The following is a 21,548-nucleotide window of genomic DNA, read 5'->3' on the forward strand; positions in this document are numbered from 1 at the left end:
GTCGCCTTGTCGTCGCTGGTCGCCATGTCGCTCTCCTCCGTGAATGTCCAACGATGTCGGGGCATCGCTAATGATGTGTCTTCTATCGATGATCAGAGGTTGACCCAGCCGGCGCGCGGCAACAATTAGGCGATCGTCAAGCTAGGCTTCGTCAGCGGCGAACGCTACAGTGGGGGCGTCAAACGCTCCGCTCCGATACCTATCGTCATGAAACGACTCGACTTCGTCACCCTCAAGCTATTCGTTGCGATTGCCGATTCGCGCAGCCTGACCCGCGCGGCCGAGCGCGAACATCTGGCGCTGGCGGCGGTCAGCAAGCGGATCAGCGATCTGGAGACACAGCTTTCGACGACACTGCTCTACCGGCGCCCGCGCGGCGTCGAGCTGACGCCCGCCGGTCACGCCCTGCTCCATCACGCGCGCCACATGCTCGACAGCCTCGATCATCTCAATGCCGATTTGAGCGAGTACAGCGTGGGGATCCGCGGCCACGTGCGCCTGCATGCCAACACCTCGGCGGTGATCGAATTCCTTCCCGATGACCTGAGCGATTTCACTGCGCGCTATCCGCAGATTCGTATCGACATGCAGGAGCGCTTGAGTCACGAGATCATCGCGGCGGTGCGCGACGGCCTTACCGATATCGGCATCTTCTCCGCCCATATTCCCGCCGAAGGATTGTCGATCCACCCCTATCGCCGGGATCGCCTGGTCCTGGTCACGGCCCGGGATCACCCGCTGGCCACTCGCCAAAGCCTCTCCTTCGCCGAGACGCTGGACTACGACTTCATCGGTCTGGAGCAGGACTCCTCGCTCCACGCCCTGTTGCACCAGGATTCCCAGCGATTGGCGCAGCCGCTGCGGATGCGCATCCAGGTGCGCAGCTTCGAAGGCATCTGCCGGATGATCGATCGCGGCATGGGCATCGGCATTCTCCCGGCCCGCGCCGTCGCCGCCTATCGGGAAAGCCTGTCGCTGGCGACGATTCCGCTGATCGACGAGTGGGCGGAACGAGAGCTGGTCATCGGCGTCCGCGACCTGGATGCCCTGCCGTTGATCGCCCGCCAGATGGTCGAGCATCTCGCAGGTGCCAGTTCGCGCGATGCCGGCTCCGATTTCGATGCCGAGGTCGAAGACACCACAGGCAACTCGGCTTCCGCTGGCGTTACGACGAAGGTGTAAACCCTTCGGAAAGCGCGAAGGCTCGCTTGTCCAAATGCCAATTTTTCCCGCCGACGCCGCTCGCTAGAGTCCTCTCGAGACACACCGCTGCGCCACGTTCGCCGTCGATCGATCGTGGCAGCGGCCAGAAGGCAACGAGCAACGAGCAGCGAACGAAAGCGCAGCTCGATAACAACACGAAGAGGAACACGCCATGACCCCACGTAGCCTGAAAACGCTGATCGCCGGTGGCCTGCTCTTGAGCGCCGCCAGCACCTCCCAGGCCTTCGAGCAGAGCGGCAAGGTGGACTGCATCGCCCCGGCCAATCCCGGCGGCGGCTGGGACTTCACCTGCCGCTCCGTCGGTCGGGTGCTCGGCGATCTCGGCCTGGTCGACGGCAACGTGCAGACCACCAACATGCCGGGTGCCAGCGGCGGCGTCGGCTTCTCCCACGTGGTCCAGAAGCGCGCCGGACAGGAGAACCTGATCGTCGCCGCCAGCACCGTGACCACGACCGGCCTGGCACGTGGCCAGTTCCCGGGAATGAATGCCGGCATGGTCAACTGGATCGGCACGCTGGGAGCGGACTACGGCGTGATTGCGGTCGCGGCCGACTCTCCCTATCAGTCGCTCAACGAGATCATGGAAGCGCTCAAGAAAGACCCGCGCGCCCTGACCTTCACCGGCGGCACCGCTTCCGGCGGCTGGGATCACCTGAAGCTGCTGATGACCGCCAACGAGGCTGGCGTCGACGATCTGGCCCGCATCGCCTACCTGGGCTACAACGGCGGCGGCGAGGCGGTGACCCAGACCCTGGGCGGCCATGTGGACGCCTTCACCGGCGACATTTCGGAGGTGGTCAGCTTCATCGAGTCCGGCGACCTGCGCCCCCTGGCGATCCTCTCCGAAGAGCGCCTGCCCGGCAAACTGCACCAGTGGCCGACGGCACGCGAACAGGGCATCGATACGATCGCCCCCAACTGGCGCGGGTTCTACATGCCGGCGGACGTCTCCGAAGACGCCTATGAGTGGTGGGTCGACACCATCGACACGCTCTACTCGAGCGACGAGTGGAAAGGCGTCATGACGCAGAACGGCCTGATGCCATTCGAGATGCACGGCGAAGCCTTCACGACGTTCGTCAACGAGCAGATTACCCAGATCGAGGATATCTCCCGCCAGATCGGCCTTTCACAGTAACCGGAGGCTGGCCCCACGCGCTCGCTCGGGTTCCCGGGCGGGCGCGTTTGCCTGCGAGCCGCGAAGGCTCTCGGCCACAAAACTGCCTGCCGCGACGAAAGTTGTAGCCAAAGCGCCTACGCTTGAATGAATCGATCCTCGTCATCAACGGGCTCATTCATGAATGCATCGGTTACCAACGCGGCGTTTATCAATACCCTGATCGCGCAGTGGCTCGCTGCGCTGCCGTTCTGGATCATGGCAGCGGTCATCATCGGCGCGACCCTCGTCGCCCATGTGCTGCTCAAGTACATTCACTTCCGCCTGCGAAGGCTCAACGACAGTCGTCTGCACCTGATGAGCACGACGGCGATCGCCATCCATCCACCGCTGGTTGGCGTCCTGTGGACATACGGATTGTTTGGCGCGGCGTATTTTCTGATCCCGCCAGCCGTGCAGGGTCACTCGCTGATCATGACAGCGGCGCACTTCTGCGCGGCGCTGCTGGGTGTCTGGCTGCTCGTGAGGGTGGCGAGACGTCTCGTCAGGGTCATGGATCGCTGGGCCGATCGACGCAAGTCGATGCTGGAACGCTTCCTGGTGCCGTTCATGGTGAGGTGCCTGGCAGCGCTGATACCCGTCTTCGTGCTCTTTTCGCTGTTCCCGATTTTCGTCACCTCGGTACGCCTCGACGCGGCGCTGCACAACCTCGCCAGCCTGATCCTCATCGCCAGCATCGCGGGCATACTGATCCACGGCGTCAACATCAGCGAGCGAGCGCTGAGCGAACGCTACCGCTTCGGTGACGAGGAAGACGCCATCGCACGCAAGGTGCATACCCAGATCACCGTGCTGCGCAAGTTGATCAACTTCATCATCATCATCCTGGCGGTCGCCTCGATGATGATGGTGTTCGAAAAAGTCCGCCAGCTCGGCGCCAGCATTCTGGCCTCGGCAGGTATTCTCGGTGTGGTACTGGGCTTCGCCGCGCAGAAGGTGCTGGGCAACCTGATCGCCGGCATCCAGATCGCACTGACGCAGCCGGTACAACTGAACGACGCGGTAATCGTCGAAGACGAATGGGGCTGGGTCGAGGAACTGACGCTCACCTATGTCGTCGTGAGATTGTGGGACTGGCGGCGGCTGGTCCTGCCGATCACCTATTTCGTGGACCACTCGTTCGAGAACTGGACACGCCGCGACAAGGACCTGATCGGAACGGTCATCCTGTACGCCGACTACCACTTGCCCATGGAGCCGCTGCGAGAGGAAGCGCAACGGCTGGCGGAAGCGTCGCCGTTGTGGAACCGTCGCGTCTGCGTCGTGCAGACACTGGAAATGACCGAGCGCAACAAGCAGCTGCGCGTGCTGGTCAGCGCCACCGGCGGGCCCAACACTTTCGACCTGCGCTGCGCGATCCGTGAAGGGCTGATCGATTTCATCTGCCGGCACTACCCGGAGTACCTCCCCACCGTGCGACTGGAGATGCCATTGCGCAACGGCAGCAACGAACCTCAGCCGCCGTTGACGGAAGCCATGGGCGAGAACGCGCTACCCAATGACGCCGACGGCCAGCCGGGTTCCTGAGTCTCGACCCTGACGTTCAAGTAACGTTCTGACATTCTGACGTTCTGACGTTCTGACGTTCTGACGTTCAAGTCGCACTCAAGCCGCGCTCAATCGCGATGATAGGCGTCGTCGAAGCGCTCGATATCGTCTTCGCCGAGATAGCTGCCGCTCTGCACTTCGATCAATTCCAGCTCGATCTTGCCGGGGTTTTCGAGACGGTGAACCACGCCAAGGGGAATATAGGTGGACTGGTTCTCTTCCAGCAGGAATATCTCCCCGCCGCGCGTCACCCGAGCGGTGCCGCGTACCACGATCCAGTGCTCGGCACGATGGAGGTGCTTCTGGAGTGACAGCCGGCCGCCGGGAGTCACCCGGATATGCTTGACCTGATACCGCTCGGCGGCATGCACGCCGTCATAGCTGCCCCAGGGGCGATGAACACGGCGATGCTGGTCCCACTCGGGGCGATTCTGGCGCTTGAGCGTTTCCGCGATGACCTTGACCGCCTGCGCGGCGTCCCGATGCGCGACCATCACCGCGTCCGGCGTCTCGATCACCAACAGATCGCGTATGCCAACCGCCGCCACCAGACGGCTGTCGCTGTGAAGCAGGCAGCCGTTCACGTCATCGGCGATTACATCACCGCGAAGCACGTTGTCGTTACCATCCTTCGGGGAGATCTCCCACAACGACTGCCAGGAGCCGACATCGGACCAGCCGGCGTCGAGCGCAACCACGCTGGCGTCCGCGGTATTCTCCATCACCGCGCAGTCGATCGACTCGGCGTCACAGGCGACGAAGGGCTCTGCCGCGACCCTCAGGAAATCGAGATCGGCCTGGCGCCCTTCCCAGGCTTTCGTGACCGCCTCCAGCATCGCCGGACGCTGCTGCTCGAGTTCCTGCAGGTAGCGGTCCGCTCGCATCAGAAACATGCCGCTGTTCCACAGGTAGCGGCCACTGGCGACATACGCCTGTGCGGTCTCCGCATCGGGCTTTTCGACGAAGCGCCGGATCGGCATCGCCTCGGTGCCGGACGCTTCGCCTGACTCGACGTCGATACCGGTCTCGATGCCTATTTCGATATAACCGTAGCCGGTCTCCGCACGGGTCGGCGTCACGCCGAACGTCACCAGCTTGCCCTGCCTGGCCGCTGCCTGCGCCGGCACCAGCGCTCGGATCAGCGCATCGGGGCTGGCGATCGCATGATCGGCCGGCAATACCAGCATCAGCGCATCCGGATCACGGCTCATGGCCTGCAACGCGGCCAGCGCGATGGCCGGTGCGGTGTTGCGCATCGCCGGCTCGAGCAGGATATCCGCCGACCAGCCCGCTTCACGCAACTGCTCGGCCACCAGAAAGCGGTGCGCCTCCTGACAGACGACGATCGGCTCCGCGACATCCAGGGGCTCGAAGCGCGCCAGCGTTTCCACCAGCATGCTGCGCGCCCCCGTGATCCGAAGGAACTGCTTGGGATGACTCGCCCGTGACATCGGCCACAGGCGAGAGCCGGAACCGCCGGCCAGAACAACGGGAATCAGCATGGGCACATCCTTGGCTTTGCTGTGATGGAAGAGCGTTCGACGCTATCGAGCCTAGCGACAAAAAAGCCCGACACCAAACGGTATCGGGCTTGAGGCGATGACATGAAACTGCCTGGCTTCAGTGGGCCTTGCGCTGACCGACCTGCAGCGAATCGCCACGCCCCACCGCGAAGTAGAGCAGCCCCGCCGCGCGGACTTGTGCCGGCTCGAACAGGTTGCGCCCGTCCACGATGACCGGCGTCTTCAGCGTGCGCTGCAGATGGGCAAAATCCACCGTCCGGAAGGATTTCCACTCCGTGCAGATCACCAGGGCATCGGCCCCGTTCAATGCCGCGTCGCGCCCATCGACCAGCATCAGGTCGTCCCGTTCACCATAGATGCGACGACACTCTTCCATTGCCTCCGGGTCGTACGCCTTAACCTTGGCGCCGGCCGCCCAGAGCGCCTCCATCAGATGGCGGCTGGGAGCTTCGCGCATGTCATCGGTGTTGGGTTTGAACGCCAGCCCCCAGACCGCCACCGTCTTGCCTTCCAGTTGCCCATCGAATGCCTGGCTCAGCTTGCTGAACAGGGTCGCCTTCTGGCGGTCGTTGACGGCTTCGACGGCATTGAGCAGTTGCGGGTCGTAACCGATCTGGCTGGCCGTCCGCGCCAGCGCCTGAACGTCCTTCGGGAAGCAGGAGCCGCCGTACCCGCAGCCGGGATAGATGAAGTGGTAGCCGATTCGCGGATCACTGCCGATGCCACGCCGAACCTGTTCGATATCCGCTCCCAAGCGCTCGGCCAGGTTGGCGATCTCGTTCATGAAACTGATCTTGGTCGCCAGCATGGCGTTGGCGGCGTACTTGGTCAGCTCCGCGCTACGCACGTCCATGAACATCAGCTTCTCGACGCGGCGGTTGTACGGGGCATAACACTCCCGCATCAACGACTTGACCCGATCCGACTCGGTGCCCACGACGATACGCGCGCCATGGGTGAAGTCCTCGATGGCGGCACCTTCCTTGAGAAACTCCGGATTCGAGCAGACATCGAAATCAAGCGCCATGCCACGCTCGGCCAGGGTGCTGGCGATGGCTTCATGAACGCGGTCCGCCGTACCGACCGGCACCGTGGACTTGTCGACCACGACCTTATAATCATCCATGTGCTGGCCGATGGTTCTGGCGACCGCCAACACATACTGCAGATCGGCACTGCCATCTTCATCGGGCGGCGTGCCCACCGCGATGAACTGCAACGTGCCGAACGCCACCGCCTCCGCCGCATCGGTCGTGAACGATAGACGCTGCTGGCCGACATTCTCGGTGACCAACGTTTCCAACCCGGGTTCATAGATCGGAATCTCGCCCTGCTTGAGGCGCGCGACCTTTCCTTCGTCGATATCCATGCACATGACTTCATGGCCGGCATCAGCCAGGCAGGCGCCGGTCACCAGGCCTACATATCCGGTACCGAAAATCGTGATTCGCATTGCTATCCCTTCAACCGTCGTATGCAATCAGCGTGTAAAAAGCGCGGCTGACCGCGCTTGGTGCCCATTTCAGGCCTCATGGTAATCGGTTTTTGCGGAAGAGGCCCGAATCGCCCGGCGAACGCCAGTACAGCGTGAGGAGTCCTGCCACGATCAGGTTGTGCACGTAGATGCCCGTCCAGAAGGAGAGATAGGACTCGAACTGATTGACCACCAGCCAATAAAAGAAGAAAGCCAGCGCAAACAACGCCACGTCGTTGGGCATGTCGCCCCGTTTCCAGGCTTTCCAGCTGATGACAGCAACCCACGCGACCAGCGCGCCCATCACGGCCAAGCCAAGCACGCCATAATTGACCAGCGTTTCCAGCAGGAAATTATGCAAATGACCGAAGTGGGCCTTCACGAACTCGGGAAGCCACGGCGTATGCTCGATGACCAGCTCGCGCCCATTGCTACCCCACCCCAGCCACGGTCTTTCAGCGATCCAGTGCGTGGCCGCGACCCAGGAATGAATCCGAATACCGATACTGGTATAGGGGAGCGTATCGAGCTTCCCGGAGAGCAACTGCGCGATGACCTGATCTTCGGTGAACACGCGGTCAGTCAGCACATGCCCGAACGAAACGGCGACCACCCCGCCAGCCACCACGAGGACAACACCGATGGAGATTGTCGTTCGATTCCACAGACGGATCTGGTAACGCTTCCTGGCGTACCACCCGAGCACTGCCAACGCAACGACCGAGGACACCAGCAGCGCCAGCCAGACGGCTCGAGTCTGGCCGAACAGGATTCCCACCAGCGTCATCAGCGTCAGCCCCAGCCAGAGGCATGCACGCCCCCACCGAAGCCCGCCGGACCAGCAGAAACGCTTGGCGAAGGCCATGAGCCCGAGCAGCGAGACCCCAAACAACATCGAAGCATGCTGATTGTTCTGGATGCCAAAGCCGACACGCTCACCCTGCAGGCCGGTGATCCATGAGTCACGCCCTTCCGGGAAGATCACCGTCGTCAGCAGGAAGGCCAGCAGCGCCAGCCCCCAGACCCAGAAAACATGGCGGAGACTCCCACGCAGCCACCAGGCAATGGCAATGAAGATGAAAAGCTTCGCCATCCGCTCGGTATCCGGGTTGGGCCTGGCCCACTGCGGATGATCAGCGATGGCAAGCCACCAACTGAGGAGCTGCACCAGGCAGATCGCAACCAGCAATCCCAGGGCAGCGCTCCTTCGGCGCCAACCCCCAAAAATCAGCAGGGAAACCAGCCCTAGAAACGCCATGTAAGGCTCGATGACGTCTTTCAGCGGATGTGCCGCGATACCCAGCGCGGCGTACACCAACACCAATGCAAACCCCAGCCGCCAGAGACTCTTGGGGCAATCCCAACCCATGCCGTTACCTCACAAATTGAAAACGCCGCAAATGCGGCGTCGTTGACCGTTCACCACCAGATCACCACAAACCGCGCGCCCACCGGGCTCACGCGTTTCCGGTAGGCAGCGAGGTTAATGAACCCTCGATAAATTGTCAGCAGAATAATGCCGGGATCTCACCGGAGAGGCGGCTTTCGATGGTTCGCTGGACTCCAGATGTCCGAATGAGCAGCAGGATTCATCCCCTGCCTGGAGCTACCACAGCGCCTGGAGCCACCATAGCCGCTGCCTTGGCATCACCGCATCCTCGGCGAATGGCAGCAAAGCGGATTCACGATGGCTTCTTCACCGCGAGTTCAGTAGAACGGGTAGAACAGAACGGATAAAACAGAGAGCCGCCTGACGCTGCACCGGTCTTACAGTAACAACGTTATATCTTATTTTCCGTTAATACCCTGACGGCAGAAAATCCGGCTTGATGACCATATCGATAACATGACATGCACCAGTGAACACACTGAGCGCCTCGGCAGTCTCATAAAGAGTTAATGAAAATACCAGTTTAAAACCAACCTGCTGTCATCGAAGCAAGCCATCTCATCCGGATAATGATACTCATCGAATTCTCTTGTACTCCAGTAACGTGCTCAGCATTTCATGCACGCAGCCCTGGCTCAACGCGTACTCGGCCATCAGGCTGTGCAGGCGTTCCTCGAACGCCGGAAGCGTATTTTCCGGCTCCGCTTCTACCGATCGACCGGATCGAGACCCACCGTCGAGATCACGGAGCGCCTGGGCAAAAGCATCATCGAGTTCACGAAACTTACGAAGTTTTTCACGTTCATCCATCGTGCGAGGCATAATAATTAATTGGATATCCTGAAAAATGACCCGAACATGGGCCGATACAAATCTGATAAGTAATGGGCGCTACCAACGTAAAGCGGGTGAATGATTGGCTGGCGGTAAAAATAGAGTCGTTAGCTATCCGAAATTTCGCCTAGTCTAGCCAAACTCGCTTCGGAAATCACCAAAGCCGTCACCCGTTCAGGCAGGCCAGTGAATCTCATTCCGCCTCGGCTATCAAGTCCAGCCGGGCTGAAGGGGAAGCCGTTGGCGCATCCAACGCTCGCCCCCTCCAGCCCGCCCAAGGTGCTACGGGCAAGATCAACCCCAGCCGGCAGCCTCCTGGCGAGGGGTAAAACAGGGGCGCAATGGCGGCTCTCGCCCCCATTTCTCACCCCCATTCAGAGAGAAAAGGCTTTAATCGAGCGCCTATCCGGCGCTCAGGCTTATCTGGGCGGCAGCAACCCGAGTCAACAATAACAATGTCGCCGAATAATAGTTCTCGCCCGCCGCTGGCGTTATATCGATCGCCCAGGGACGGCCGCTGAGCAGCGCACTGATCGCTTTCCCACCCTGGGATATCGGATATTCGGCCGTGTCTCCCGATTCGACGTCAACCCAGGCGGGAGGCGCCGACTGGTCCCAAAAGCGGGCGATGTCTTCCAGCGTATCGATGTCCCGCAGTCCACCCCACGTGAAGTAAAGCGGCGTGCGGATATTTTCGAACCCGAAGCGCGGCGGCCACCCTTCGGCGGGGCGCAATTCGCCCGAGGTCTGCAGCCGCAGCCAGTCGGCAGGTAGCTGGCTCGAGCCGAATTGCGCTCGCTCGAGCAGCTGCCGGCCACTGTCGATGACGGCAAGCCACGGTTCGTCCGGGTGACGCGCGGCAAAATCACGTAGCGCCGGGATCACCCAGTAAGAGAGGTTGATATCGGTGAACGTCTTGTGCCGGAAGCCATCCAGGCCGGGAAGCAGCACCTGATAACCGCCGACATCGGCAATCAGATGATCCCGTATGGCGCCACGAATCGCCTCGGAGCGCTGAGCATATCTTTCGTCGCCCCAGCGATCTGCTGCCAGTTGCAACGACCAGGCCGCGAACAGATCCCCGTCCGTCGCGTTATTGTTGTCGGCGACAGGCGGCTGGGCATTCGGGTCGTAGCGCCAGGCGTACAGCGCGATGTCCTGCCTCGCCAGGTGGGCTTCGGTCCACTGCCAGATACGATCGAATGCTTGGCGATCATTGAACTGCACCGCCAGGAACATCCCCCATCCCTGCCCCTCGGTGTGGCTGATGTTGTTGTTGGCAGTATCGACGATACGACCCTCCGGCAACAGAAATCGCTTCTTGTAGGCCTCCCAGCCAGGATCGCCGACAGCGAAATTCGCGTTGGCCGAAGCCGGCATCGACGCCAGACCGAGCAGCACCAATAGTCCGCCCAACAGATAGATTACCGCCGCTTTCACGGACTTCCCGTTCATGTGCTCTCCGCTCACGCAGTTTCCGTTCATGCGTTTCCGTAATAAAAGACCAATGGCCGATGAGACTGGCAACGCTCGCAGACGATCTCCGCATGGCCGCCCTGGGCGTCGAGCCACCCCTTGTAGAGACCGCCCAGCACCCAGGACAGCCCCAGCAGACGCAGGAGCGCCACTTCGCTCTCGGCGCCGGCCCCCATCAATGGATGATCAGCGTGCTCGATGACCAGATGCCGGCCGGCATCACGAATCGAGCACCCGCCCCAGCCAAGCTCGCCCAACTGCTGGTCGATCTCCGACTCCAGCGCCGTCAGCGTCTGCGGCCGACCCAGTGGCAGCTCGTCGGCGAGCCGCTGCCCGACATGTAGCAGGAACGGTTGCGCCTCCGCCTCGCCGGCCGCCTGGATCAGCTCATCGATCAGTACATCGAGAATCTTCGGCCAGTGCGGCATGTGACCGGGCCGCCACGCAGCCGTAGTACTCGGACTATCGGCAACGGATGGCGCCTCGACCTTGCCGCCGCTCCGCGCATGCAGCAAACCGGTGATGTCGAAAGAGGGATCAGGTACGCGCTGGTTCATGGCGACGCTCCCATTTGATAGTTGAGGTAAACCGATGCCGAGGTTTCGGAGTAATCACCAAAGGTGTCGTAACCCACCCTGCCCCCGACGCTGAGATCCGGAGCCAGCTGGTAGCTGACATCCCCATCCAGGGTCATGCCGAATCCAGACTCGTCTTCGCCGTCGTAACGCGACTGCCCCACCAGGCCGACTGTCGCCAGCGTATCCAGCAACGCTTGCGCGTCGCCGTCTTCCGGGAACACGTCCGCGTCGTCTTCCTCGTAACGCTGGAAACCGGGAGCGGCACTGACCCGATAGGTCCACTGATCCCGGCGTTGCTGATAGCTGATCGGAAACGCGATGCTCACGTAGTCCTGGGGGCTGAAATACCCGCCATGACCATAGGTGAAGTAGCGCAGGTTCTTGTCGAAGCTCATGTATCCGAGGTTGACCCCAATCTGCAACTGGCGGTCGGGCTCGTTGATCGGCCGTACATAGGCCCCGGTGTTGAGATCGAGAGAATGGTTGTCGGCGACGTTCTCGCCCTGGTAGACGTAGGCGCCAGCGCTGGCGTAAGCGCCGCTCTTGCCGTTGTCGTACTCGATCCCGACCTTGCCGCCGGTTCGCGTCACCGCCCCCCAGGTTTCACCGGTCAGCGGATCCTTGACGCCGGCATAGGAAAGCACGCTGTCCTTCACGGCGCGCCGCTCGGCAGTGACGCTGAGACGGGTATTCTCGCTCACCTGAGGGCGCCAGGTGACGCCCCCCACGATGTTGGATTTCTCGAACCCGATCGGCGTGGTGCCGATATCGGCCTCGAACTCGTCCGCTCGATAGGCCACGTTCAATCCCGCCCCGGCATCAGTGATCGAACCCGGATCGCGCGCGGCACCTGGCACCGCCGCCAACCGGCGGCCGATACCCTGTTGAATCCGCGTCAGGCTCTCCTGCAGGGCTTCTCGCGCCGCGGTGAATTCTTCGGCATCGAGATTGGAGAAATCAGCGGCGAATACGCTATCGATATCACCCAGCAACTGGGCACGCTCCGACTCGGAGAGATCGTCACTGACGACGAAGCCGGTGATCGCGGTGCGGAACTGCGTTAATTGCGCTTCTGTCAACGATGTCGTATCGATACCGGCTTGCAAAAACGGATCGCTCGAGAGCGCCTGCTGGAAAGCCTCCGCAGCCTGCGCCAGTTGCAGTTCGGTCAACGGGTCGTCGGGATTCTGCTGGTTCTGAATCGACAACGCCTGATAGCTGTTCGCCGTTTCCTGGATGCCATCCAGAATCGAAGAGACATCGGTCAAGCGGCCCTGCAGCGTTTCCGCCGCCGTGACGAAGGCATTGCTGCCGTAACGCCCATTGGCGCTGGCGCCGGCCTCTCCCGCCGACACGAACTCCGGCGATACCGAAACCTCGAGACGCCCACGCTTGAACGGCGCCGCCTTGAACGTCATCGTGCTGGCCAACGCGGTCAATTCACTCAGGCCGGACTCGCCATCCCGAAGCGTCAAGGTCGTGTCGGAGACCAATCGGGGCGCGGTTTCGCCGTGCAGCTCCGTAAGCAGCCGATCGATTTCCGACAGGGTCGGGTCGGCTTCGAGTGCCCCGCTCGCCGTCTCTTCGGCCACGCCGTCGCTGGCCGGGTCCGTCCCGGTAATGACATCCCAACGGCTACCGGTTGCTCGCACCGCCTGGCGGGTCTGACGGAACGGATTTCCCGCCATGACGAGCCGATCCGACGCCATCGCCGTTCCCGGCAATAGCGTCTCCCCGCCGGTGAGTACCACCTGGCGGTCGCGTGCCTGTTCCAGAAGGCGGATGGCCTGCTGGCGATCCCCCTGGGCGCGCGCCGTCCGTGCGGCCAGGATCACCAGCGATGGCGAGGAGATCGGCGCATGATCGACCAGCAATGCCTCAGCTCGCTGATCGTCCCCCTGCTCCAGCGCCGCGTTGACGGCACCCGCCAGCGCCTCCTCGTTGTCAGGCTCGGACTTCAGCAAATGATCATAGACGGTCGCGGCAGCGTCAGGCATGGCACCGCTGCTGTAGAGCCGCCCCAGCGCCAGCAAGAGTTGCGGGTCGTCAGGCGATGCCTGCAGCGCCGGTTGCAGGACGTCGTAGGCCTCGGCATAGCGCTGCTGCAGGCGAAGCTGGTCCGCCTGGGTAATGGCCACGCCGCCGGCGGTACGGCTCACCATCGCTCGCTGCTCCGGGGAAGAAGCCGCAGCATCCAGCCGCGACAGCAGCGTGCGGGCCTCTTCGAAATGGCCCGCCCTGGCCAGCACCAGAGCATGGTTCAGATATGCCATGGGGGTCTTCGAGACGTCATCCTGGGCCAGGCTGCGCCGTACCATTTCCAGCGCCATGCCCGGCTGGCCGGCATCCGCCAACGCCAGCGCCACGCTACCCAGGGCGTCAGGCGAAGACGGCGGATTGCGATACCACTGGTACAGTCTCTGGCGCGCCTCCGGATCACGGGAAGCGACACGCTGCTTCACCTTCGCCAGCTGGCGCTGGAACGCCACCTGCTCCTGAAGATCCGCCACCGCTTGCGCCGCCTCGCTCCGGGCCGGTATTCGCCGCAACAGCGCATCGGCATCGTCCCAGCGCTGCTGCTCGGCGGCCAGCACCGCCCCCGCGTGCAACGCTTCAGGCGTCGCTTCGTCGCCCAGCAACTGGGACATCACGAAACTGGCCTGATAGGGCTTGCCTTCGGCCTGGTACAGCCGCGCCAGATCGAGCCGGATCCACGGCTCCTCCGGTGCCAGCTGAATCGCCTGACTGAACAGCTGATGTGCCTGATCGTTGTCGCCTGCGGCCACGAGCTGATTGGCCTGCTCGCGTAGCGCCAGCGCCCGGTCGCGACGCGGATCACCCAGCGCGGCACGCACCTTCTCGGGCAACTGCCCGGCCAGCGTCTCCGCTTCCTGCCAGCGTTGCTGATCGCGCAGCACGCCGACGAGCCCCTGGATGGCCTCGACGTTACCGACATTTTGCGCCAGCACCTGCCGGTAACGCTGCTCCGCCGCCTCGTCGTTACCCTGCCGATGCAGGAGATCGGCTTCGAGCAGCCGCGCCGCGCGTCCGTCGGCGCCGCTTTCTCGCGTCAGCGGCGCAACGCGATCCAGGGCTGCCTCGATATCGGCATTCGCCGCCAGGCGACGCACCTCGGCCATCTCCGCATAGAAGCTGGCGCTGCGAAACGCGTCCTGCCACTGTTCGGCACGAGAAGGCGCCATCTGGATGGCGCGCCCCAGCTGATCCCGGGCCTGAGCGAACTGCTGTCGGCGCAGCGCCACCAGCCCGAGCCCCGCCAACGCCTCGGCGTCTTCGGCGTCGGTATTCAGCGCCGTCTCGAAGCTCTTTTCGGCCTGAGCCAGTTCGCCATCGTCGAGCGCCTCGTATCCCTCGCCACGGGCCTCTGCCACGGGGTCGGCTTCCGGCTCGGCCGTCGTTGCCAGGAAGTACTCGCGAACGGCCTGATCGTCGGGGTAACGCTGGAGATAGCGTTCGTACAGTTTCTGATCGGTCGTGTCCGCGTCCAGCCACAGCAAAGCCTGGCGCCAGGCGGCCCGTGTCGCGGAGCTCGGCGCCATCTGGCTCAGTTGCTCGATCGACTGACGCCGGGATTCGGCGCGATAGCTCAGCACCCGCGCCAATGCCAACGACAGCTGCGCGTCTTCCGGATCGCGCTGATGCAGCGCGGCAAGCGCTGCGCTGGCACGTGACCAACCGCCATCGGTACCGGCCAGCGTCTCGTAGTATTCGGGAGCCAGATCCCACGGCGGGCCGTCGTCACCAAACAACCGGTCGTAGTCCCGCAGCGCCCCTTGCACGTTGCCGGCCTTGGCCAGCGCCCTTGCCCGAGCCAGCCCGGCGGGGTCGATATCGCGCCGCGTCTTCGCCTGGCGCAGACGCTCGACACGGGGATCGTCCGGTGCCATCTCCTGAAGCCGCGCCAGCCACTCATCCGCCGACGACATGTCGTCGTTGTCGATCGCCAGCAGCCCCAGACGGAACAGAGCCTCGCGGTTCTGCGGGTCCACTGTCAGAACGCGTTCCAGCGACTCCTGCGCGAGATCGGCGCGTTGGCGCGACTGCCAGAAGGCCGCCTGGTCGAACAGCGGCTGCAAGCTGTCATCCACCGGCTGGGCCAACAGCGGCGCGCTCCCTCCCAGTACGCCGAGCAATACCAATCCATACCATCCACTGCGTTTCATGAACCGGCCTCGACTGAAGATGTTCCCGAATCCCGAGGGGAGATCGTCGCCTGACGCTGAATCGCCCTACGCTTGAGCAGCGGATACAGCACGGCAGTGCAGAGGACGAGAGACGCGATCAGCAGCCACATCAGCCACCACGGGCGCTCGCCGAAAACCCAGTACCAGCGTTGAGGCCACGGCAGGTTGCCGACCTGATAGCGCTCGGCGACGCTGAAGGCCGCGACGCTGCCGTCGCCATCGACCAGGGCGACGTCACCGCGCACCGCCTGGCTGACCCGCCGATCGTCCAGCGCGTCCACCAGCCCCGGCAGCGCCTCGGATTCGTCGGCGGTGATGAGCACGACACTGCGCCCGACCTGCCACGGCGACTCGAAGCCCACCAGCGCATCGACATGACGACGGCTCACCAGCGCCCGGCGCAGCTGGTCATGATCGGTACGCCACTGCCCTTCCAGCCAGCCCGTCGCGCGCTGTATCCAATCCGGATTTCTGACGCTCAGCCTGCCGTCCTCAAGCCCTACTGCTCCCTCATCCAGCAGGGTCGCGACCAGCGGTGCCCGAGTCTGCGAGATGACCAGCAGATCCCGATCGGCATAGCGAGCCAGGCCCGGATTTCCCAACCCGACCGCGACGCGATGCATCGCCACGCCGGTCGACTCGCCAAGACGCGCCGCCAGGTTCAGGGCAGTCTCCAGCTCGCTGGCATCCGGTTCTGCCGGTAACAGGATCGCGGTATCCGCGAGGTCAGGGCGTCGCGTGAACGGAAAGCCGGCGCCCACGAAATAGGAGAGATTGGGCAGCGTCGCGAAGTGACGCGCCTGGCTGAGATCCAGCGTCGAGTCCGGTGAAATCCGGCTCAGCGCATCGTCGCCGATGGCATTCTCTTCGAACGGCGCCTCTCCAGCCGATTGCCCTGCGACGGACTGTTCTCCAACCCGCAGCCCTTCGAGCGGCTGTCCCTCGTCTGACTGACCGGCTTTCCGGTCATTTACGCCACGGGCGGCAGACTGACCACTGCCGGGAGCGCGGCCGGTACTGCCGTTCAACGCCAGACAGCCCATGTCCTCCTTCGCCTTCAGGTTGAAGTAGAGGCTCAGGGTATTCTCGCCGTAAATCAGATAAGGCGGAATGCGAATGACGCCGCCTTCGCGGCGGGTGTCACCGCCCAGCTCCCCCCACAAACGTTCGATCACACCGGTCTGATTGACTCCGAGCGACCCCAGATAGGTCCCGTTGAGGATGACATCGAGCCGCGACCCCGACTCATCCAGCCAATCGGCACTGGGGAAGGTGTACTCGAGCGCCAGCGGCAGATTCTGGCCCGGCCACAGGAAAAGATCCGGCGCCGCACGGAATCTGACATTGATCGGCGGATGCGCGATGCCCTCGCTCTGCAGCTCCTCCGGCTCTGCCAGCGAAGACAGCGCCACCGGCTGTCTCAACGAAATCCAGTTGGGCGCGCCATCGGCATACACTGGTGTTTCGACCGGTTGCACCTTGCGCTCCACGCCGGATAACCGTGGTCGATTGATGACGAAATCCCGCACGGCGCCCAGCAATTCGTCGGGAGAGTCTCCATGCAGGATCATCAGGCTATGCGCCGGGTTCAACGGATGGGGAATCAGGCTGATCCCGTTGCCGGTCAACTGCGAGGCATCCAGCCCGGCAATCGAATCATTGCCCGTCGCCAGCACGATGGCATCGGCATCCGGCAGCCGGCCCCGCGAAACACGAAACGTCAGCTCCCGGGACTCGGTCCGGCTGCCCAGGTAAGACGCCAGCAGTGTCGCCGCCTGCAATGTCGTCTCGTTGGAAGATGCCGGCAGCACGACCTGGGCCATCGCCGGAGATACCGCGACATCGCTGTAGAACGGCAGCGGGAAATTGGCGAGATCACGCTGCAACGGCAGGCGGCGAAGTGCCAGCTGCAGCAGCGAGCTTCGCTCGATCGTCAACGCCGCCTGCCCCGAGCCCGATGGGACCACGCATTGATCGTCATTCTGCCCGGAGAGCGCGAAATCGAGACGGTTATGGGAAACCAGCAGCGCCGGCGTTATCGGCAGTTCCAGCGTGAACCGCTCTCCCGGCTGATACTCCAGCATCTGGCTACGCAGCGGCTGCCCGTTGAGGGAGACACTCAATCGTCGACGCTCGCTCATCTCGCCAGCGGGCATCTGCATGTTCAGCATCAGCGACGCCTGGGTCGCCAGCTCGTCGGCACGCAGGGAAAACGCCACCCCGGCGCGGCCCTGGGCGCCGGTCAGCAAAATATCCTCTCCTCCCGTCAACTGCCCCAGCGTGACGCTTTCCCAGCGCTCGCCGCCCAGTTCCCCCGACGCCGAAGACGAAACCGAAGCCTGCGACGATGCCGGCGCAAAGGTAAGCCCGCCCTCGTCGCTCATGACCGGCATCGGCAGGCCGGATCCCGAGGTTGGCTCGTCGCTCAGCGCCGAACGCGCCGTCAGCAGCAGCAAGGCTGTCAGGCCGGCCAACGCCAACCAGCGGCCCGCCGCCCAGTAGGAACCGGCGGCTCGCGCTTCTCCGGCGTCGGCATGACGACGCTGCTGCCACGAGGTGAAGAACAGCCCGAACACGGCCTTGACGACCCACCACAAGGACCGGAGCGGATGATCGACATGATCCTCCCGTGGCAGCCAGGCATCCGCCCGCCCCATGACCGCCCGCACCAGATGGCGCCGCTGCCCGACATCCAGACGGCCAAAGCTCAAGCGAACCTGACGCCCCTCGCGGCGCACCTCGGTGACCGGGAAACTCGTAAGCCGCCTCCCCTGACGCAGCTCGATCCACTCCACCGGTTCGCCGTCCATCTGGCCGGCTAGCTCCACCAGCGCGCCACCCATCGACAGGTTCCGGGTGACCGCGGTCTCGGCGTGTCCATCCGTGCGATAGGCAACCGTCGGCAACTGGACATCCACCCGCACGGTGGTCCGAACCTGCCGCGACTCCCGCGCCACCGCAATGGCCGCCAGCAGCATCAGCAGACTGAAACCGGCCCAGAACAGGTTGAGCAGCATGACGTTGCGCTCGATACCGAACGAATCGTTCCAGACCAGCCTCACCACGCCCCAGGCGATCGCCACGACGAGCAAGCCGGCGACGATCAGATGCGGACGCACGATCTTGAAATCGAAGAACCCCTCCGGCAACAGCCCGCCCTTGTCGGTGACGTTGAACTTGCCGCGCCGCGGGTTGAACAGCGTCACCCACGTGGTCTTGACCAGATGAAACGACAGCACGGTCTCGTAGATCTCGGCCCAGAAGCTGAATCGATAGCGCCCCTGCAGCAGCGAGTTGAGCACCAGGGTATGGGCCAGGTGCGGCAGCGCGTAGACTAAGATCATCCCCGCCGATGCGGCGATGATGTTCTGGCCGATCAGCAGATAGGCCAGCGGCGCCGTGAGAAAGACGATACGCGGCAAGGCGAACTGAAAGTGCAGAATGGCGTTGAGATAACAGAGCCGTTGCATCATCGACAGCCCGCGTCCGAACAACGGGTTGTCGAGCCGCAGGATCTGCGTCATCCCCCGTGCCCAGCGCATTCGCTGCCCCACGTGCAGCGACAGACGTTCGGTCGCCAGACCCGCCGCCAGCGGCACGCCCAGATAGGCGGTTTTCCACCCGCGTCGCTGCAGCTTGAGCGCCGTGTGTGCATCTTCGGTGACGGTCTCGACCGCAAATCCGCCGATTTCTTCCAGCGCCGAGCGGCGGATCACCGCACAGGAGCCGCAGAAGAAAGTGGCGTTCCAGTAGTCGTTGCCCTTCTGGATCAGACCGTAGAACAGCTCATCCTCGCTGGGCATCTGATGGCCCACGCTCAGATTGCGCTCGAACGGATCCGGGGAATAGAAATGGTGCGGCGTCTGGATCAGAGCCAGGTCGTCGTCGACGAGGAAGCTGCCTGTCGTCATCTGCAGAAAGCCGCGAGTCGCGACATGATCGCAGTCGAAGATGCAGATCAGCTCGCCCTGGGTCAGCGTCATGGCGTGGTTGAGATTGCCGGCCTTGGCGTGATGATTGTCTTCCCGGGTGATGTAGCCCACCCCGGCGGCAGCGGCGAACGCGGCAAACGCATCCCGCCGACCGTCGTCCAGCAGATAGACTCGCAGCTTGTCACGCGGGTAATCCAGGTTCTGCGCCGCCAGCACCGTGTCCTGGACGATCTCCAGGCTCTCGTTGTAGGTCGGGATATAGACATCCACGCTCGGCCATGTCGACGTATCCGCCGGCAATGGCACCACCTTGCGCTCCAGCGGCCAGATATTCTGGATATAGCCGAAGATCAGGATGAGCCAGGCATAGAGCTCCGCCGCGAACAGGCCATAGCCCAGTACCGTCTCCAGCCAGCTCTGGAACACCAGCGTTTCTGTGGCGCGCCAATAGAGGTAGCGGGTCGAGATCGCCGCCGAGAGCAGGATCAGGAAGACAGCGATAGGCTTGGAACGCGCCCGGAGCCGAAGCAGCACCAGCATCGCCACGATCGTGATCAGGCCGAACATCCCCTGATGCGTAACCGACATCGGTGTGGTCACGGTCAGCAGGACGATCGGCAAGGTAACCAGCAGGGCCACCACCGCCATCGATCGGGATAGCCACGATTGACCAGCCGTCTCGCGACGACGAGAAGAACCGTTTGACATGTCAGGGCTGCCCCGATGCATTCGGTATCGACCCGGCCCGGCGCGAGCCTGTCGGCGGCAGGCCGCTGAAACGAAGCGGGAATCGCTGTGCCAGCGCACGCGCCGCTTCCCCGATGTCCTTGGCGGCGGCACTGAACGGCGCCTGTTCGAACAGACTGCGCTGCTCCGCCAGCGCCTCGGCGATGGCCTCATCGCGATGCACCGACCCCACCAGCAATGGCGACAGCCGCGCCAGCATCAGCTCGGCGATCTCGTGCTTCAGTCGCGACCGCGTATCGATCTGGTTGATCAGGTAGCCGAGGCGCCCCTCTCCGCCCGCCCGGCGAAGGCTTCCTTCCTGGGCTTCCAGACGCGGCAGCATGGCCACGGAACCGGCATCCGCCATCAATACCAGCAGGTTGAGATCGGCCTCGTCGATCAGCGGCGATGCCGTTCGCAACGGCGTGACATTGACATCCACCAGGATCAGGGTGTTGGGCTCCCGCGCCAGCGCGCGCAAGCGACGCGACAACTCGCCTGGGAAATGCTGCATCGCCATGAAGCGATCCCGCTGCGCATCGGAGGCAGAGCCGAAAGGCAGAAGCTCCAGCCCTTCCGCCGGGTCCATCAGCAGATCCTGCCAATCGCTCACCGAATCGAAACGATCGACCAGGCCCCGCCCGTCGGTGGCGGGAAAATGAAAATGCAGGTGCAGCGCGTTCTGCGGATCGAGGTCCACCAGCACCACCCGATAGCCAAGCTGCTGCAGCGCCACACCCAGGTTGGCGCATAGCGTGGTACACCCCACGCCGCCCTTGGGGGAAAGCAGATTGATCAGCGTCATGAAGAGACCCTTTGCAACACACTGGCCAACGAGGCTTCCTGCCGGGGTGGCTCGCTTGCCTGCCCCCTCAGCGACAAATGCAAAAAAGCGCCCTCCCGGCGACGTTCCGCAGTCGGCCCAGCCTGATCGCGGCTCGGACCCATGCCTTTCCGTTCGCTGACCGACTCACTGTCGCCCGAAACCATGGCCGGCCCACTGGCAGAAGCAGCCATGGCCAATAGCGATCGCTCGCGATTCCCGGGCTGGGAAGGCTCAGAATCCGACGAGGAAACCATGAAAGCATCATCACGGAAGCCGGCAGGCGCCTGACTATCGAACGCCGCCGGAGAGAAGACGGCAGAACGGCGCGGCGTATCGCCATTGTTCGGCGTCGGTATCGTGGCTGCCGCACGAGGCGTGGCCGAAGCCGGCACTACCGGAGAGACATCCCGTGGCGCGAGCTGTCTCAACAACCGCCAATGAGAAGCAGCTTGTGTCTGGGAGAAGTCGTCGGCGGTGAAGTCGCGATACGCCGTTTCGGCGACACCGGTAGCCGCCAGCAGCGTTGCAACATCCTGGGGAAGCGTCACATGGTATTCCTGCGTCGATTTCTTTTTCTATCGCTGTCTGGCCGATGCATCTCGGCTCTTTGTAGCAGTGTGTAACGATAGTAATGC

At 63.2% G+C, this 21,548-nt stretch carries 13 protein-coding genes; 3 read left to right on the forward strand and 10 right to left on the reverse strand.

Annotated elements, in window-relative coordinates; genetic code table 11:
• The first annotated feature begins 207 nt into the window (after positions 1–207).
• The 3 genes from CCD76_RS14900 (at position 208) to CCD76_RS14910 (ending at position 3,928) form a co-directional block, all read left to right on the forward strand.
• On the forward strand, positions 208–1,182 hold the full coding sequence (locus tag CCD76_RS14900; protein ID WP_087720240.1) for a LysR family transcriptional regulator: 975 nt from the start codon (positions 208–210) through the stop codon (positions 1,180–1,182).
• Positions 1,183–1,375: 193 nt separating this feature from the next.
• The gene (locus tag CCD76_RS14905) at positions 1,376–2,362 is read left to right on the forward strand and encodes a Bug family tripartite tricarboxylate transporter substrate binding protein (protein WP_087720241.1); all 987 of its coding nucleotides are present in this window, start codon (positions 1,376–1,378) and stop codon (positions 2,360–2,362) included.
• Positions 2,363–2,521: 159 nt separating this feature from the next.
• A complete protein-coding gene (locus CCD76_RS14910) occupies positions 2,522–3,928 on the forward strand; it encodes a mechanosensitive ion channel family protein (RefSeq protein WP_087720243.1) in 1,407 nt (468 codons plus the stop codon).
• An 89-nt stretch (positions 3,929–4,017) separates the two neighbouring features.
• Here CCD76_RS14910 and CCD76_RS14915 read toward each other — a convergent pair whose 3' ends face one another.
• From CCD76_RS14915 to CCD76_RS14960, 10 genes are all read right to left on the reverse strand, one after another.
• Entirely contained in the window at positions 4,018–5,451 is a 1,434-nt protein-coding gene (locus CCD76_RS14915; RefSeq protein WP_087720244.1) for a mannose-1-phosphate guanylyltransferase/mannose-6-phosphate isomerase, read from the reverse strand.
• Between the two features lie 118 nt (positions 5,452–5,569).
• Positions 5,570–6,925, reverse strand: a complete 1,356-nt coding sequence (locus CCD76_RS14920; RefSeq protein WP_087720246.1) for a UDP-glucose dehydrogenase family protein — start codon at positions 6,923–6,925, stop codon at positions 5,570–5,572.
• 76 nt (positions 6,926–7,001) lie between these two features.
• The gene (locus tag CCD76_RS14925; protein ID WP_256961326.1) at positions 7,002–8,315 is read right to left on the reverse strand and encodes an O-antigen ligase family protein; all 1,314 of its coding nucleotides are present in this window, start codon (positions 8,313–8,315) and stop codon (positions 7,002–7,004) included.
• 597 nt (positions 8,316–8,912) lie between these two features.
• Positions 8,913–9,146 (reverse strand): hypothetical protein, encoded by a 234-nt coding sequence (locus tag CCD76_RS14930; protein ID WP_087720248.1) that lies wholly within the window; start codon positions 9,144–9,146, stop codon positions 8,913–8,915.
• Positions 9,147–9,572: 426 nt separating this feature from the next.
• Entirely contained in the window at positions 9,573–10,625 is a 1,053-nt protein-coding gene (locus CCD76_RS14935) for a glycosyl hydrolase family 8 (RefSeq protein WP_179208939.1), read from the reverse strand.
• A gap of 26 nt (positions 10,626–10,651) precedes the next feature.
• Positions 10,652–11,203, reverse strand: a complete 552-nt coding sequence (gene bcsD / locus CCD76_RS14940) for a cellulose biosynthesis protein BcsD (protein WP_087720251.1) — start codon at positions 11,201–11,203, stop codon at positions 10,652–10,654.
• On the reverse strand, positions 11,200–15,408 hold the full coding sequence (locus tag CCD76_RS14945) for a cellulose biosynthesis protein BcsC (RefSeq protein ID WP_087720253.1): 4,209 nt from the start codon (positions 15,406–15,408) through the stop codon (positions 11,200–11,202). The genes bcsD and CCD76_RS14945 overlap by 4 nt, the downstream gene beginning before the upstream one ends.
• The gene (gene bcsA, locus CCD76_RS14950; protein ID WP_179208940.1) at positions 15,405–20,069 is read right to left on the reverse strand and encodes a UDP-forming cellulose synthase catalytic subunit; all 4,665 of its coding nucleotides are present in this window, start codon (positions 20,067–20,069) and stop codon (positions 15,405–15,407) included. Before bcsA ends, CCD76_RS14945 begins: the two co-directional genes overlap by 4 nt.
• 1 nt (position 20,070) lies before the next feature.
• Positions 20,071–20,892, reverse strand: coding sequence for a cellulose biosynthesis protein BcsQ (gene bcsQ / locus CCD76_RS14955; protein ID WP_087720256.1), 822 nt, complete (start codon positions 20,890–20,892; stop codon positions 20,071–20,073).
• A complete protein-coding gene (locus CCD76_RS14960) occupies positions 20,889–21,461 on the reverse strand; it encodes a hypothetical protein (protein WP_087720258.1) in 573 nt (190 codons plus the stop codon). The genes bcsQ and CCD76_RS14960 overlap by 4 nt, the downstream gene beginning before the upstream one ends.
• Positions 21,462–21,548: the final 87 nt, after the last annotated feature.

It is taken from the genome of Salinicola salarius (assembly GCF_002179555.1).
Classification (GTDB): domain Bacteria; phylum Pseudomonadota; class Gammaproteobacteria; order Pseudomonadales; family Halomonadaceae; genus Salinicola; species Salinicola salarius_A.

Bases quoted from the DNA above. Each gene is read 5' to 3' on its own strand.
- CCD76_RS14900 (WP_087720240.1), top strand. From the start codon at position 208: ATGAAACGACTCGACTTCGTCACCCTCAAGCTATTCGTTGCGATTGCC.
- CCD76_RS14905 (WP_087720241.1), top strand. From the start codon at position 1,376: ATGACCCCACGTAGCCTGAAAACGCTGATCGCCGGTGGCCTGCTCTTG.
- CCD76_RS14910 (WP_087720243.1), top strand. From the start codon at position 2,522: ATGAATGCATCGGTTACCAACGCGGCGTTTATCAATACCCTGATCGCG.
- CCD76_RS14915 (WP_087720244.1), bottom strand. From the start codon at position 5,451: ATGCTGATTCCCGTTGTTCTGGCCGGCGGTTCCGGCTCTCGCCTGTGG.
- CCD76_RS14920 (WP_087720246.1), bottom strand. From the start codon at position 6,925: ATGCGAATCACGATTTTCGGTACCGGATATGTAGGCCTGGTGACCGGC.
- CCD76_RS14925 (WP_256961326.1), bottom strand. From the start codon at position 8,315: ATGGGTTGGGATTGCCCCAAGAGTCTCTGGCGGCTGGGGTTTGCATTG.
- CCD76_RS14930 (WP_087720248.1), bottom strand. From the start codon at position 9,146: ATGGATGAACGTGAAAAACTTCGTAAGTTTCGTGAACTCGATGATGCT.
- CCD76_RS14935 (WP_179208939.1), bottom strand. From the start codon at position 10,625: ATGAACGGGAAGTCCGTGAAAGCGGCGGTAATCTATCTGTTGGGCGGA.
- bcsD (WP_087720251.1), bottom strand. From the start codon at position 11,203: ATGAACCAGCGCGTACCTGATCCCTCTTTCGACATCACCGGTTTGCTG.
- CCD76_RS14945 (WP_087720253.1), bottom strand. From the start codon at position 15,408: ATGAAACGCAGTGGATGGTATGGATTGGTATTGCTCGGCGTACTGGGA.
- bcsA (WP_179208940.1), bottom strand. From the start codon at position 20,069: ATGTCAAACGGTTCTTCTCGTCGTCGCGAGACGGCTGGTCAATCGTGG.
- bcsQ (WP_087720256.1), bottom strand. From the start codon at position 20,892: ATGACGCTGATCAATCTGCTTTCCCCCAAGGGCGGCGTGGGGTGTACC.